The 13,102-nt window shown below is 69.6% G+C and carries 14 protein-coding genes; 6 read left to right on the top strand and 8 right to left on the bottom strand.

Annotated elements, in window-relative coordinates:
• Positions 1 to 14: 14 nt before the first annotated feature.
• From murI to clpS, 3 genes are all read right to left on the bottom strand, one after another.
• Positions 15 to 905 (bottom strand): glutamate racemase, encoded by an 891-nt coding sequence (gene murI / locus Q9R22_RS05195; RefSeq protein WP_098054744.1) that lies wholly within the window; start codon positions 903 to 905, stop codon positions 15 to 17.
• A gap of 68 nt (positions 906 to 973) precedes the next feature.
• Positions 974 to 1,549 (bottom strand): DUF2017 domain-containing protein, encoded by a 576-nt coding sequence (locus tag Q9R22_RS05190; protein ID WP_064845706.1) that lies wholly within the window; start codon positions 1,547 to 1,549, stop codon positions 974 to 976.
• On the bottom strand, positions 1,549 to 1,851 hold the full coding sequence (gene clpS / locus Q9R22_RS05185) for an ATP-dependent Clp protease adapter ClpS (protein ID WP_179861274.1): 303 nt from the start codon (positions 1,849 to 1,851) through the stop codon (positions 1,549 to 1,551). The genes Q9R22_RS05190 and clpS overlap by 1 nt, the downstream gene beginning before the upstream one ends.
• 112 nt (positions 1,852 to 1,963) lie before the next feature.
• Between clpS and Q9R22_RS05180 the strand changes: the two genes are divergently transcribed.
• Positions 1,964 to 3,304 (top strand): nicotinate phosphoribosyltransferase, encoded by a 1,341-nt coding sequence (locus tag Q9R22_RS05180; RefSeq protein ID WP_085106334.1) that lies wholly within the window; start codon positions 1,964 to 1,966, stop codon positions 3,302 to 3,304.
• A gap of 14 nt (positions 3,305 to 3,318) precedes the next feature.
• Positions 3,319 to 3,936 (top strand): isochorismatase family protein, encoded by a 618-nt coding sequence (locus Q9R22_RS05175; protein WP_131332682.1) that lies wholly within the window; start codon positions 3,319 to 3,321, stop codon positions 3,934 to 3,936.
• A 71-nt stretch (positions 3,937 to 4,007) separates the two neighbouring features.
• Here the strand turns inward: Q9R22_RS05175 and Q9R22_RS05170 are convergent, their stop codons facing one another.
• The gene (locus Q9R22_RS05170; RefSeq protein WP_098054752.1) at positions 4,008 to 5,795 is read right to left on the bottom strand and encodes a DEAD/DEAH box helicase; all 1,788 of its coding nucleotides are present in this window, start codon (positions 5,793 to 5,795) and stop codon (positions 4,008 to 4,010) included.
• Between Q9R22_RS05170 and Q9R22_RS05165 the strand changes: the two genes are divergently transcribed.
• Positions 5,796 to 5,978, top strand: a complete 183-nt coding sequence (locus Q9R22_RS05165; RefSeq protein WP_131332681.1) for a hypothetical protein — start codon at positions 5,796 to 5,798, stop codon at positions 5,976 to 5,978.
• A gap of 58 nt (positions 5,979 to 6,036) precedes the next feature.
• Here Q9R22_RS05165 and Q9R22_RS05160 read toward each other — a convergent pair whose 3' ends face one another.
• From Q9R22_RS05160 to Q9R22_RS05145, 4 genes are all read right to left on the bottom strand, one after another.
• Entirely contained in the window at positions 6,037 to 6,378 is a 342-nt protein-coding gene (locus Q9R22_RS05160; RefSeq protein ID WP_082943205.1) for a DUF3039 domain-containing protein, read from the bottom strand.
• Positions 6,379 to 6,411: 33 nt separating this feature from the next.
• Positions 6,412 to 8,157, bottom strand: a complete 1,746-nt coding sequence (locus tag Q9R22_RS05155) for a hypothetical protein (RefSeq protein ID WP_241180778.1) — start codon at positions 8,155 to 8,157, stop codon at positions 6,412 to 6,414.
• Positions 8,139 to 9,122 carry an ABC transporter ATP-binding protein gene (locus Q9R22_RS05150; RefSeq protein WP_131332680.1) on the bottom strand — a complete coding sequence of 328 codons (984 nt, stop codon included), beginning with the start codon at positions 9,120 to 9,122 and terminating at the stop codon, positions 8,139 to 8,141. Before Q9R22_RS05150 ends, Q9R22_RS05155 begins: the two co-directional genes overlap by 19 nt.
• 185 nt (positions 9,123 to 9,307) lie before the next feature.
• Positions 9,308 to 10,267 carry a tetratricopeptide repeat protein gene (locus Q9R22_RS05145; protein ID WP_064845712.1) on the bottom strand — a complete coding sequence of 320 codons (960 nt, stop codon included), beginning with the start codon at positions 10,265 to 10,267 and terminating at the stop codon, positions 9,308 to 9,310.
• A gap of 150 nt (positions 10,268 to 10,417) precedes the next feature.
• Here Q9R22_RS05145 and Q9R22_RS05140 point away from each other — a divergent pair, with 150 nt between their 5' ends.
• The 3 genes from Q9R22_RS05140 (at position 10,418) to Q9R22_RS05130 (ending at position 12,993) form a co-directional block, all read left to right on the top strand.
• Entirely contained in the window at positions 10,418 to 11,599 is a 1,182-nt protein-coding gene (locus Q9R22_RS05140) for an AI-2E family transporter (RefSeq protein ID WP_242670648.1), read from the top strand.
• Between the two features lie 202 nt (positions 11,600 to 11,801).
• A complete protein-coding gene (gene nucS, locus Q9R22_RS05135; protein ID WP_064845713.1) occupies positions 11,802 to 12,497 on the top strand; it encodes an endonuclease NucS in 696 nt (231 codons plus the stop codon).
• A 292-nt stretch (positions 12,498 to 12,789) separates the two neighbouring features.
• Positions 12,790 to 12,993 carry a cold-shock protein gene (locus Q9R22_RS05130; RefSeq protein ID WP_131332679.1) on the top strand — a complete coding sequence of 68 codons (204 nt, stop codon included), beginning with the start codon at positions 12,790 to 12,792 and terminating at the stop codon, positions 12,991 to 12,993.
• Positions 12,994 to 13,102 lie beyond the last annotated feature (109 nt).

Genomic DNA, 13,102 nt, shown 5'->3' with positions numbered 1-13,102 from the left:
TTTCTGGTGCCGACTCAGCGCTGAGCCGCGTGGATCGTGGCGAGGGAACCGGTGGGGTACTGCTCCGCGACGGACGCCGTGTGCCGGACGCGGACCACTTCGGGGCCCAGGAACCGTTGGGCGAGGACCTCGAAGCTCACGGGATCCCCCGTGGCCAGGAATTCGTGGTGGGGAGCGAGCTCGGGATCCCGCTCGAGGTGGTTGTCCAGCAGGCAGCGGTAGACGTCCCGCGAGGCCTCTTCCGAGGACGAGACCAGGTTCACGCTCTCGCCCATGACGTAAGAGATCACCGCCGTGAGCAGCGGGTAGTGCGTGCACCCGAGCACCAGGGTGTCTACGCTCGCGTCCTTGAGGGGCTGGAGGTAGTGCTGGGCGGTGCGCAACAGATCGGGCCCCGTGGTGACGCCGCGCTCCACGTACTCCACGAATTCGGGGCACGCCACGGACGTGATTTCGAGCTGGGGTGCGGCCGCGAACGTGTCGTCATACGCGCGCGAGCCGATCGTCGCCTCGGTGCCGATCACCCCCACCCGACCGGAGCGCGTGGTGGCCACCGCGCGGCGCACCGCGGGTTGGATGACCTCGGTCACGGGGATGTTGTAACCGCGCGTGTAACGCTCGCGCGCATCCCGCAGCACTGCGGCGGACGCGGTGTTGCACGCGATCACGAGCAGCTTGACCCCGGAGTCCACGAGGTCGTCCATGATGCGCAGGGCGTTGGAACGCACCTCGGCGATCGGCAGGGGCCCGTAGGGGCCGTGCGCGGTGTCACCGACGTAGAGGATCTCCTCGTTGGGCAGCTGGTCGATGATCGCCCGCGCCACCGTGAGCCCGCCCACACCCGAATCGAACACGCCGATGGGCGAGTTGGGATTGGGACCGGTGGGACGTTCGTGCACCTGCATACCGGAAAACTGTAGTGCTTTTCGCGCGCGCCCTCGCGCATGAGACGTGTGACCTTGGCGATCCCCGGTCACCGGGGCGGCAGGGTCTTCAGTAGCGCGTTCATGAGGGTCTCCTGAAGCCAGGAGACGAAGTTGTAGACCACACCCATGTACTGCTCCACGTCCTCGGCCCGGCCGAAGTCGGTCAGCTCGGCCACGCGCTCGGCGGCCTCGGTCGAGTCGATGTTCAGCCGGGAGGCCAGCACCAGGCGGACGTCGTTGAGCGAGCGCGCGAAGTCCTGTGCCTGCGCCACGCTCAGCACCACGGGCTGGGATTCCAGGGCCAGGGAGGACGCACGCAATGCCGCGGTCTTGCGTTCGCGCAGCGAGCGGTCCGTGAGTCGCCGGAACTCCGCGGCCTGTTCCGGGTCCGACGACGCCGCGGGCAGCAGCCTGCGCACCGCCGGGTCCGTGGGTTCGGCCACCTCCTCGTCCCAGCCGAGCAGCGCCTCGAGCGGGTCGTCGTTGCGAGCCGGTCCGTCCTCGCGCGCTGCGGGCGCCAGGGTCTCCCCCACGTCCGAGAACAGTTTCTGCAACAACCGCACCTCGGGGGCCTCGAACCGACCGACGATGCCCTTGCGCGTGCGCTTGAACCCGTGCGCCATCAGTGCTCCCCCGCCTTCTCGTACGTGGCCCACAGGCCGTAGCCGTGCAGCGAGCTCACGTGCGTCTCCGCCTCCTCGAGGGTTCCCGTGAACACGATCGAGCGGCCCCGGTTGTGCACCTCGAGCATGAGTGTGCGGGCCTTGGCGTCCGAGTAGCCGAAGTGGGCGCGGAACACGTAGACCACGTAGCTCATGAGGTTCACGGGATCGTCCCACACCACCACGTTCCACGGCACGTTCATGGCCGTGACCGCCTGCTCCTCCCGTTCGAGCACGGGGGACTCCGCCGGCGCGGAGCTCATCAGGACGGCCGGGATCCGGGCGGGGACGGCGCGGTGCGTAGTGAACATCGCCTCCATGGTAGTCACGGGGACACGGATGTGCGCACGACGGACGGCCCACTAGGCTGGCCACGTGAACGAGCACACCTATTCCTGGCACCCGCAGCCCACGTCCTTGCTGACGGACCACTACGAGCTCACCATGTTGCAGGCCGCGCTCCGGGCAGGCACCGCGTCCCGCCGCAGCGTGTTCGAGGTCTTCGCCCGCAGACTCCCCAACGGCCGCCGCTACGGGGTGTTCGCTGGGATGGGCCGGGTGCTCGAGGGGCTCGAGCAGTTCCGATTCACCGACGAGCAGCTGCGGTTCCTGCGGGACACCGCCGTGGTAGACGCCCAGACCGTGGCGTACCTGGAGAACTTCCGTTTCACCGGCCAGATCCGCGGCTACGCCGAGGGCGAGACGTACTTCCCCCACTCGCCGCTGCTGAGCGTGGAGTCCTCGTTCGCCGAGGCGTGCGTCCTGGAGACCTACATCCTCTCCGTCCTGAACTTCGATTCCGCCGTGGCCTCGGCGGCCTCCCGCATGGTGGGTGCCGCGGGAGAGCGCCCGTGCATCGAGATGGGATCGCGCCGCGCCCACGAGCAGGCGGCCGTGGCCGCGGCCCGCGCCGCCGTGGTCGCGGGCTTCGACTCGACCTCCAACCTCGAGGCCGGTTTCCGCTACGGGGTCAAGACCGTGGGCACCGCGGCCCACTCGTTCACCCTGCTGCACGACTCCGAGGAGCAGGCGTTCCGCGCCCAACTAGACGCGCTGGGTGTGTCCACGACCCTTCTGGTCGACACGTACGACGTCGAACGGGCCGTCACGCTCGCCGTCGAGATCGCGGGCAAGGACCTCGGGGGCGTACGCCTGGACTCCGGCGACCTCGTGACGCAGGCCACGTCCGTGCGCGCGCTGCTCGACAAGCTCGGCAACTCCAACACCCGGATCACGGTCACCAGCGACCTGGACGAGTACGCGATCGCCGCCCTGCGCGCCGCTCCCGTGGACGCATACGGCGTGGGCACGCGCCTCGTCACGGGCTCGGGTGCCCCCACGTCGTCGATGGTCTACAAGCTCGTCTCGCGCGAGGGCGCCTCGGGCGCCATGGAACCCGTGGCCAAGGCGTCCTCCGGCAAGAAGTCGGTGGGCGGCGAGAAGTACGCGCTGCGCCGTCGTGATCCCCAGGGCGTGGCCACACACGAGATCGTGGGCGTGTCGCACATGCCCGAGGACGACGGCGATGACCGCCCCCTGCTCGTGGACTACGTCACCGGCGGCGAGCTGCACGACGGCTACACGGGCCCCGAGGCCGTCACCCGTGCCCGGCAGCGCCACGTCGATTCCGTGGCCGAACTGCCCCGCGCGGCGCGCCGACTCTCCGAGGGCGAGCCCGTGATCCCCACCGTGATCGAACCCGGAACCGCACACTGACCAGGGAGGTAGCCATGCGCACTGCATTGCTGATCGTGGACATCCAGAACGACTTCTGCGAGGGCGGCAGCCTGGCCGTCGAAGGCGGGGCGGCGGTCGCCGCGCAGGTCTCCGAGTACCTCGAGGACCACCACGGCGACTACGTTGCCGTGGCCGCGACCCAGGACTGGCATGTTGACCCCGGGGAGCACTTCAGCGACACCCCCGACTTCGTCACGAGCTGGCCCGTGCACTGCGTCGCGGAGACCACCGGCGCTGACACGCACCCCGATCTCGACACCGAGTACGTCACGGAGTACTTCCGTAAGGGCGCATACGACGCCGCCTACTCCGGTTTCGAGGGCCTGTCCGCCCCGGACGTGGACGTCCCCATGGGGGAACCGGAGGAGGACTCCGACGAAGAACGCGTGAGCCTGGACGACTGGCTGCAGGAACGCGGCGTCGAGGCCGTGGACGTCGTCGGTCTCGCGCTGGACCACTGCGTGCTGGCCACCGCCAAGGACGCCGTGGAGGCCGGCTACGAGACCCGGGTGCTGCTGCCGCTCACCGCGCCCGTGGCAGCCGAGTCCGGTGAGCGGGCGGTCGAGGAACTCGAGGCCGCGGGCGCGGAGGTCGTGACCGACCTGGACTGAACGCCCGCCGCGCCGCCGTGCGGGCCGCGCCGCTTGGCCGCGTCGCCGCGTCGGCCGCTACGCGGCGTCGGCTACTTCCGGCCGATGAACCAGCGCTGCAACAGGGCGATCCGTGCGGTCAGCTGGTCCTCGGAGGCCTGGGCCACGGCCGGGCCTCCGCACTTGGTGCGCAATTCGTTGTGGATCACCCCGTGCGGTGTTCCGGTGCGCGCGGACCACGCGGAGACGTTCTTGGACAGCTGCGAGCGCAGGTCCTTCAGGCGGCGGTGATCCGGCACCGCGGGGGTCTGGGGTGCGTCATGGCCGCTCCGACCGTTGCGCTGGGCCGAGCGCGATTGCCGCTCCCGCAGCAGGGCCGAGACCTGGTCCGCGTCGAGCAACCCGGGGATCCCCAGGTATTCGGCTTCCTCCTCGGAACCAACCGCCGCGCCACCGCCGAAGGCGCCGCCATCGAAGAGCACACCGTGGAAGGACGCGTCCGAGTCCAGGGCCTGGAAGTTGCCCTGGGCCAGGGACGACGACGCCTTGTCCTCGCGGTTGGCCTCATCCAGCAGGTCGTCGTCCCAGCCCGTTTCCATGGGCTGGTCGAAGTCCACGACCCCCGGCATGTTCTTGGGCTTGTCCAACGCGTGGTCCCGCTCCTCCTCCATGGAGTTGGCGAGCGCCATGAGCGTGGGCACCGAGGGCAGGAACACGGACGCGGTCTCCCCGCGCTTGCGGGCGCGCACGAAGCGACCCACCGCCTGGGCGAAGAACAGCGGCGTGGAGGTGGACGTGGCGTACACGCCCACGGCCAACCGGGGCACGTCCACGCCCTCGGAGACCATGCGCACCGCGATCATCCAGCGCTTGTCGGATTCGGAGAACTCGTCGATCTTGTTGGACGCGGTCTTGTCGTCCGAGAGCACCACGGTGGGCCGCTCCCCCGTGATGGCGTGCAACTGTTCGGCGTAGGCCTTGGCGTCCTGGTGGTCCGTGGCGATCACGAGCGCCCCGGCGTCCGGGACGGTGCGCCGCACCTGCGTGAGCCGCTGATCGGCGGCGCGCAGCACGGACGGGATCCACTGCCCGTGCGGGTCCAGGGCGGTACGCCACGCGTGGGACGTGATGTCCTTGGTGAACCCCTCCCCGAGCTGGGCGGCCATCTCCTCACCGGCCGAGGTCCGCCAGCGCATCTGACCCGAGTAGGCCATGAAGATCACGGGACGCACCACGTGATCGTGCAGGGCGTCCGCGTACCCGTACGTGTAATCGGCCGTGGACCGGCGGATCCCGTCCCCGTCCTCCTCGTAGCTCACGAACGGGATGGGCGAGGTGTCCGAGCGGAACGGTGTACCCGTAAGGGCGAGCCGGCGGGTCGCGGGTTCGAAGGCCTCGCGCAGCCCGTCGCCCCAGGACAGGGAGTCACCGGCGTGGTGGATCTCGTCCATGATCACGAGCGTGCGCCCGGCCTCGGTGCGCGCGCGATGCAGCAGCGGCTTGTTGGCCACCTGTGCGTACGTCACGGCCGCGCCCATGTAGCCGCGGCCGTGCTGGCCGTCCGCGTTCTTGAAGTTGGGGTCGATCGCGAGTCCCACGCGCGCCGCGGCGTCGGCCCACTGGCGCTTGAGGTGTTCCGTGGGGGTCACCACGGTCACGCGCTGAACGGTCCCCGCGTCATGCAGCTTCTTGGCCACGGTCAACGCGAAGGTCGTCTTACCCGCACCAGGGGTCGCCACGGCCATGAAATCACGCGGTTGGGTTTGTTCGTAGCGGTGGATCGCCTCCGCCTGCCACGCGCGCAACTTGGGCGCGGTCCCCCACGCCGCCCGGTCCGGATAGGCCGGCGGGAGATCCGCCGCGGCTCCGAAAAGGGACATTTGATCGCTGTCAGACACGTGGTGCTCGTCCTCTCCGCGCGCTCGTTGGCGCGCATCCACTCCGGTCCCGTCACACGGATCGGGGGTCTCGCTCGCGCGGACGACGACGCTCGGATCGCCGTCGTACGAGGCACGGACGACGACGCCGCCCGCGCGACCCCGCACGGCAAAGGCGCCCGCTGAGCGCGGGCGCCGCCGGTGGTCCCGCCCGGCGCGGGACCTCACGAGAAGGGAAGGGTGGTCAGTTCTCGGGCTCGTCCTTGCCGGGACGCAGGCCCTGGTAGATCTCCTTGCACTCCGGGCACACGGGGAACTTCTGGGGATCCCGACCCGGGGTCCACACCTTGCCGCACAGGGCGATCACGGGTTCGCCGGACAGTGCCGACTCCATGATCTTCTCCTTCCGGACGTAGTGCGCGAACCGCTCGTGATCACCGGGTTCCTGCAGCTGCCGGGTGTCCTCGCGCTCGATCGTGGAGGTGCCACCCACGGTCTCGGGCTTCGTGCCGAACAGACCGTTGCTGATCACCCGGGAGGAGCGCACGGAAGGATCCGTGAATTCCTGGGCTTCGGTGATTTCCATGTCCCCCACTCTACCCCGCGCACCGGGCCCGGCTCACCGGTAGGCGGCCACCTCCTGGAGCAGTTCGGGCCCGCGCGCGTCCAGCCACTTACCGCCCGAACGCACGCCGATCCACAACACCACGAAGCCTTCCACGAGGCCCACGGCGAGCGCGAGCCAGCACCACACGGCGGCTCCCGTGACGAGGTACACGATCAGCAGGATCCCGGCCGGGAGCGCGAGCAGGGCCATGAGACCCATGATCACGAACTGCACCACCAGGTTGAGGATCGTGAACCCCTGAGGTGTCTTCATGGGGGACGCGCCCGGGGGCGGCGTGGGATACGTGTACCGGGCCGAGACGATCGAGACAACGCCGGCGCCACCGAGCAGGATCCCCACGCACACGCCCACCACGGCGGGCAGTGCGTCCCAGCGCTGCACGCCCGCGAGCCAGAGCACGATCGAGAGCAGCACCAGCGGCACGGCCACGATCAGCAGGGCCACCACGCGCCCCAGCCGATCCGCACGCCCGGAGACCGGTGCCAGGACGTGAAGGCTGAACGCGGTGTTGTCGTAGGAGACGTCCGCGGAGATCGCGTACGCCATGAGCAGCGACACGAACAGGGGCAGCGCCCACAGACTGAACCCCGACTCACCCGCGATGAACCAGAAGACCGCCCCGATCGCGGGGATCATGAGCAGCGACGCCGAGTAGCGCGGGTCCTTGAGCCAGTACGTGAGACACCGTGCGGCCACCGCACCCCATTGGTTCGCCGGGAACCGGTCGAACAGACCGACGCCCTCCTGCGGGCGGGACGTCCCCCGGGCGGCTCCGCCGGCGGCGTCGCCGAGGGCACGGCGCAGACCCGCACACGTAACGACCACGAGCAGGAGCAGCGTGACCAGGGAGATCGCCACTCGGGCGAGGGCCGCGAGCCAGTGACCCGACGCGACGTCGCCGGGGACCGCCCAGGTAGCACCGAGGGGGGTCCACGCGAGAACTCCCGCCCATGTGGGCAGCAGCTGCCACACCTGGCCCAGGCCGGTCGCGAACAAGGAGATGAGGGGCCCCAGCAGCACAACGAGAACCAGCACGACCATGGAGATGATCTCGTTCGTGCGCCGCCCCTTCGCGAAGTTCGCGCCCAGGGCCGTAACGCAGCGCGAACCGACGAACGCGAGCAGGGCGCCGATGATCGCGCACGGTATTGCCGCAATGAGCGCCACCGTGGAACCGCGCCACGAGAACAGCCAGCCGAGCAGGGCGATCACGGTCAGCACCCCCGGGATCCCGACGACCGCGCCCGCCACCTGGCCGGCCACCAGACCCGTGGTGCTCAGGGGGAACAGGGCGAGCCGGGAAGGGTCCAGCGTGGAGTCGGCCTTGGACGAGACCAGCGGTACGAGCCACCAGCCCACGAGCAGCAGGGAACCCAGCAGGACCGACGCGACCACCACGGTCTCGAGGGCTTCACCCCCGAGCGCGATCAACGCGGTCAGCGCCATCCCCAGGAGGAACAGTGCGTAGAGGCCACCCAGAATCGTGCCCACCAGGATCCACGTGCTGCGGGTCAGGGTGTTGATGAGCACGCGCCATTTCAGCCCGGCCAGCCGCCGGGCCTCCTCGAACGCCCCGATGCTGCGCGTGACGGGTTCACCCCCGCCGTGCGAGGGGCGCACGGAGGCGGGAACGGCGGCGTCGGGCGCGACGTCCTGTGCGGGGCCTTCTGCGAATGCGGTGTCGAGGTGGTCGGGAGCCGCGGCGTCGCGCGGGTCGTTCACTCGGGACGCAGCCACTGCAACCCCTCCCCCGCTTCGGTGCGTCCGCCCACCAAGGACACGAACCGGTCCTCGAGGGACATGCCGGCGCACACCTCGTCCATGGTCCCCTGCGCGAGGACACGGCCTTGGTCCATCACGGCCACGTGATCGCACATGCGCTGCACAAGGTCCATCACGTGGCTCGAGACCACCACGGTGCCGCCCGAATTCGTGTACTGGTGCAGCAGCGATCGGATGTTCGCGGCGGAGACCGGGTCCACCGACTCGAACGGCTCGTCCAGCACGAGCAGGCTGGGTGCGTGGATCATGGCCGCGGCCAGGGCGATCTTCTTCGTCATACCCGCGGAGTAGTCCTGCACCTGGCGCCCCGCTGCGTCCTGCAGGTCCATGGCCACGATGAGGTCCTCGGTCCGCTGCGCGACGAGCTCGCGGTCCATCCCGCGCAGCAGACCCGAGTAGGTCACGAGCTGGCGTCCCGTGAGCCGGTCGAACAGGTGGGCGCCGTCGGGCAGCACACCCATGCGTCGCTTGGCGGTCACGGGATCACGCCACACGTCCACCAGCTCGTCGCGGCTTCCCCCGCCCACGAGCACCGAGCCCGCGGAGGGGCGCAGCAATCCCGTGGCCATGGACAGCGTGGTCGTCTTGCCAGCGCCGTTACGCCCCACGAGGCCGTAGAAGGAGCCCCGCGGCACCGTGAGGTTCACATGATCCGCGGCGGGTCGGCCGGACTGGCCGTAGAACTTGGTGAGGTCCCGCACGGCGAGCGCGGGCGTCCCCGTGCCGGAGTGCGGCGCGGGGTCTCGGGGCGCGTACTGCGTGGTGGCATGGGGCGCCGCATACCCCTGGGCGGCCTCAGGGGGTGCCGCATGCTGGGGTGCTCCCTGCTGCTCGGTCGAGGGGTTGTTCGCCACGGGTCCCCCGGCGCCGGGGGCGGGCTCGCGGCGCGGGGTCGTGGGTCCGTTCACTGGGCTACTCATGTCACCAATGTACTGAGTGACCCGCGTGGCATGGCGGATTCACCGGACCTCGTCACTGTCGACCCGAGGATCCCCCAACCCTTCACCGGGGCCGCTGAACGACGCCCGTCCGGGGCCGCGCGTCGCCGCAAGGCCCACCGCCCGTACCGGTCGACTTCAGCCGCAGCCCGGACATCAGCGGCAGCCTAAAAGAGCGCCCGCATCAACTGGGCGCGCGCGGCCACCACGCGGGTATCCTCCGCCCCGACGACGTCGAAGAGGTCCACGAGGCGCGCCCGCGCGGCATCCTTGTCGTCCCCGGCCGTGGTGCGCACGAGGTTGAGCAGGCGCCGGAACGCGTCCTCCACGTGCCCACCGGAGAGGTCCAGGTCCGCGACGTCCAGAGCGGCCTGCACGTTCGTGGGATCAGCGGCCGCGGCTTCCCGCACGGCGGTCGCGTCCATCGCGCTCACGCGCTGCAAGAGGTGCACCTGGGCGAGTGCGAGCTTGGCGTCGTGGTCACCCGGGTTCTCCGCGAGCGCCTTGTTGTAACTGGCCTCCGCGCCGGCCAGGTCCCCGGCCTCGAGTTTGTCCAGGGCCTCCTGGTGCAGCGGGGGCAGGGGTTTGGGCTCGTTCGCCGCGACCGGTTCGGCCGTTCCCGTGACGCCGTTTTGCTGCGCGAGGCTTACGAGCTCGGTCAGCAGCTCACGCAACTGCTGTTCCGAGACCGTGGAGTTCACGAGCGGCACCACGCGCCCACCGAGCAATGCGAGCACGGTGGGAACGGTCTGCGCCTGGAACGCCTGCGCGATCTGCGGTTCCGCGGCGGCGTCCACGGTCCCCAGCATGAGCCGACCCCGGAACTCGTCCACGACCCGCCCGACCACGTCCACGAACGTCTCCGACTCCGGGCTCTGGGGCGCGTGCAGCACCACGACCACAGGGTACGTCGCGGACGCCTCGGCGTAGCGCTGGAAGTTCGCGGTGGTCAGCTCCACGCGATAGCTACCGGCGCCCGCGGACGCCGCCGCGGCGTCGTCGTTCGGCGCACCCGTCCGGGCACCGCCCGACGCGCCGAGATCCACGGCACCGCGCACGGACGCAGGAACCGCTTGCTCGTCCCGTGGGGGCTGCTGGTCCGGGGTGGAACGGGGGAATTCGCTCATGGGAACCTCCTTCGACGGCGAGTCCGCGACATGGGACGCGGACTCGATCGTGCGCCCTGTTCCCGGGCGCACGGACGGGTGTCTTTTGCTCCCATTATGTGCACCGGGAACGCTGGAAGTCCCGGCGGCCCAGCGTTGTACGCTTCCGGCGTGAGCACATCCCCAGGAGCGCAGGGTCGGCCCCCCGCGCGTTTCCGTCCGACCCGCCACCGCTTCGAGGTGCCGCCCGAACCCGCTGCGGGTGGAGAGCCCGTGCGGCGTGCGCCGTGGGACCACCCCGTGAACACGCGGACGCATCCCATCCAGACGGGCTTCCTGCTCACCGTGGGCGTGGGGATCGCGCTGCTGGGCTACTACGTGCTGACCAACGTGGGCGGGCTCGTGGGGTGGATCGTCACGGCCGCGTTCATCTGTCTGGGGATGGATCCCCTGGTCCGCCGGCTCGAGACCAAGGGGTTGCCCCGCGCGGTGGCCGCCGGGGTGGTGATCCTGGCCCTGGCCCTGGTGATCACCGCGTTCATCATGGTCGTGGTCCCCCGCATGATCGAGCAGGCCCAGCAACTCGTGGCCCGCGCCCCTGAGCTCGTGACCGAGTTCATGAACTCCGAGTTGTTCCAGGGCCTGGACGACCGCTTCGACATCGCCGCGTCCGTGCAACACACCACCGGGGCCTTCCAGGAACGCCTCGCCACGGACGAGAACCTACTGGGCGGGATGTTCGGTTCGGTCGTGAGCGTGAGCGGCGTGGTGATCAATGCAGTGACCGGGACGCTCATCGTCATGGCGCTGAGCCTGTACTTCCTCTTCTCGCTGCCCACGATCAAGGCCTGGTGCTATCGCCTGGCCCCCGCGAGCAAGCGCGCCCGGGTCAAGCACCTGGGCGACCAGATGACCAAGGGCGTGGGCAACTACGTCATGGGTCAGGCGTGCGTGGCACTGCTCAACGCGCTCGTCGCGTTCATCCTCATGAACGTCACGGGGGTCCCCTACGCCACACTGCTGGTCCTGTTCGTCGCGCTGCTCGCGTTCGTCCCCCTGGTGGGTGGCGTGCTCGCCGGCATCCTCGTGACGCTCATGGCCACGCTCGGCGGGTGGGACACCGCGATCCCGTTTGCCCTGTGCTACTTCGCGTACCTCCAGCTCGAGGCCTACGTGGTCTCGCCCAGGATCATGGCCCGCGCGGTGGCCGTTCCCGGCGCGGTCGCGGTGATCGCGGTGGCCGCCGGCGGTGCGCTGTGGGGCATCCTCGGTGCGCTCGTCGCCATCCCCACCGCGGCCGCGGGACTGCTGCTGGTGCGCGAGGTCTTCGTCCCGCGGCAGGACGCGCGCTGACGGCGGCGGCGACGCCGTTGTACCCCGCCGCGCCGCGTCGTCGCCCGTGCAGGTGGGGGCGCGTCGTCGTCCGAGCAGGCAGGTGCGGGCCGTCGTCCGCGGCGGCAGCTCCGTGCCGTTGCCGCCCATGCCGACGCGCGGCATCGTCGCCGGTGCACAAGAGCGCGTCAGCCAGGGGCAGCCGGACCGCTAGGCTGTCCTGGTGCGTTTAGTGATTGCAGACTGCTCGGTCCGGTACGAAGGGCGCTTGAACGCGCACCTGCCCCTGGCTCGTCGGCTCATCATGCTCAAGGCGGACGGCTCGGTGCTGATCCACTCCGACGGCGGATCCTACAAACCGCTGAACTGGATGAGCCCGCCCGCCACGATGCACGTGCGCGAACCCTCCGACGAGCTTGCCGCGGACGGTGTGAGCGAGGTGTGGGAGGTCCAGGCGGGCAAGTCCGACGACCGGCTGATCATCCACATCATGACCGTCCACTCCCAGCTCACCCACGACCTCGGCACGGACCCCGGATTGGTCAAGGACGGCGTGGAGGCCGATCTGCAGCGGTTGCTCGCCGAGCAGATCACCCTGCTCGGGGACGGGTTCTCCCTGGTGCGTCGCGAGTACCCCACGAGCATCGGCCCCGTGGACATCCTCGCGCGGGACGCCGGCGGGGCCACGGTGGCCGTGGAACTCAAGCGCCGCGGTGACATCGACGGCGTGGAGCAGCTGACCCGCTACCTCGAACTGCTCAACCGCGATCCCCTGTTGAGCCCCGTGCGAGGTGTCTACGCGGCCCAGCAGATCAAACCGCAGGCCCGTGTCCTCGCGCGCGACCGCGGCATCGAGTGCCTGACCCTGGACTACGACGAGATGCGCGGCAACGTGGACACCCAGTCCCGCCTCTTCTGATCAGCCCCCTATGCCGGAACCCGTCTGCGGATAGCGTGGGAGGAAAACGGTCATATTCTCGGACCTCGTAGTAAATCACCTGATGCCGATTGACCCTGGGACGACAGTGTGTGATGCTTGAGGTGTTCTCGCATCATGTTTGACATGCTCGCAGGAATGGTAGCGAGCGTGAAGTTCTGACTGGCGCTGTGGCACAACATCTTGTGAGCCGCATCCACAGCCTTCTCGCGGTACCGGTTCAGGTGCACAATCGTGTGCACGCACTACATACTCCAGAAGGAGATGCCCCATTATGGCTCAGGGCACCGTTAAGTGGTTCAACGCAGAGAAGGGCTTCGGCTTCATCACGCCGGACGGCGCTGATGGCGACGTCTTCGTGCACTACAGCGAAATCCAGTCGGGCGGCTTCCGCACCCTCGAAGAGAACCAGCGCGTCGAGTTCGAGATCGGTCAGGGCCAGAAGGGCCCGCAGGCCACCGGCGTGAACGTCATCTGATATTCGCCGGACGAAACCCCCGTCGCCTTTCGAGGTGGCGGGGGTTTTCTCGCGCCCGCTGTGACGCGAGCGAGTCGCGGGGCCGGGTGAGCTGAGGGGCAGATGCCGG

It is taken from the genome of Kocuria sp. PD6, from assembly GCF_031844145.1.
GTDB lineage: Bacteria > Actinomycetota > Actinomycetes > Actinomycetales > Micrococcaceae > Kocuria > Kocuria marina.
Note: the sequence above shows the minus strand (reverse complement) of the source record. Positions and strands in the feature narration are given on the sequence as shown.